The organism is Mycobacterium sp. TH-M82, assembly GCF_057473605.1.
The window spans coordinates 1-1,162 of sequence record NZ_JBYCKY010000771.1 but is presented as its reverse complement, the minus strand read 5'-3'; the positions used below and the strand labels follow the sequence as shown (position 1 = coordinate 1,162).

Genomic DNA, 1,162 nt, shown 5'->3' with positions numbered 1-1,162 from the left:
CGGGTCGAGGAAAGTCCGGACTTCACAGAGCAGGGTGATTGCCAACAGCAATCCGAGGTGACTCGCGGGAAAGTGCCACAGAAAACAGACCGCCACCCAGCTGGCGCTAGCTGGCCCGGTGGTAAGGGTGAAACGGTGCGGTAAGAGCGCACCAGCATTCCGGGTGACCGGCATGGCTCGGCAAACCCCACCCGAAGCAAGGCCAAGAAGACCGCACTCGTGCGGTCGCGCAGGCGTTAGAGGGTTGCTCGCCCGAGCCTGCGGGTAGGCCGCTTGAGGCACCCGGCGACGGTGTGTCCAGATGGATGGTCGCCGCCGCACCGCCAGGTCTGGCGGTGCGGAACAGAATCCGGCTTACAGGCCAACTCGTCCGCCCTGTCGGGGCTTCTCATCTGCGGGCCTTGCGCACCGCCTTGTCGAGCTTGCGCAGTGCCGCACCGAGCTGCTCACGGCAACGGCGGGCCAGGTCCGCCTCCTGCTGGTAGAGCAGACCATAGGTGAAGGTGTCTTCCCCGGCGGCGTGGGCGGCAGCGGCCTGCCTGGACAGGTGCTCGCGGCTGACCACGCTGTCTTGATGGTCACCGAGCAACGTCTGGATGGCCTTCGCCTGCTCGGCGACCTTCGTCGCGCCGGTGGCCGCAGCGGTGTAGCGCAGTCGCTTGGCCTTGATGCGCGTTTGGTGCAGCGCTTTGTCGCGGTCTTCCTCGGGAGCTTGGGCTGCGGCCCTGGCTGCCTTCCGCACGCGCTTGTAGGCGGTGTCGAGATCCACCAGCGCTGTTTCGGCGCCGGAATCGGTCGGTGCTGAGCCGTCCACCACCGCGTCCAGCGCGTCGAGCAGCCCGAAGTATCGCGTCGACCGCAGCGCGACCAGGGATCGCTTCAGGCCGATTCGATACCGCCGCCGCGCGCCACCGACCAGGCGTTCGGCAACCGGACCACGCACAAGTTCCGGAGACAGCCGGTCCAGGGCCAGCTGATAGCGCTGGGCCAGCACCTCGGCATCACGGGCGATACCCAGCACGCCGGCCAGCTCGCGGAGTTCGTCGAGGATCCAGGTCTTGCCGGTCAGCCCGAACGAGTTCGGGGAGACCCGCAGCAGGCTGCGGATCTTGCGGCTGGTCACCCGCATCTGGTGGACCGCGTCGTCAGCGTCGGCCCGAAC

At 67.7% G+C, this 1,162-nt stretch carries 1 protein-coding gene and 1 other RNA gene; one reads left to right on the top strand and one right to left on the bottom strand.

Going from position 1 to position 1,162, the window contains the following annotated elements; genetic code table 11:
• An RNA gene (rnpB, locus tag AC2VON_RS22945) (RNase P RNA component class A) lies at positions 1-373 on the top strand; the annotation flags it as partial.
• A gap of 15 nt (positions 374-388) precedes the next feature.
• On the opposite strand, the gene AC2VON_RS22940 is transcribed toward rnpB, so the two are convergent.
• Positions 389-1,162 (bottom strand): CHAD domain-containing protein (locus AC2VON_RS22940; protein ID WP_486954909.1); only part of this gene is annotated, 774 nt, incomplete at its 5' end.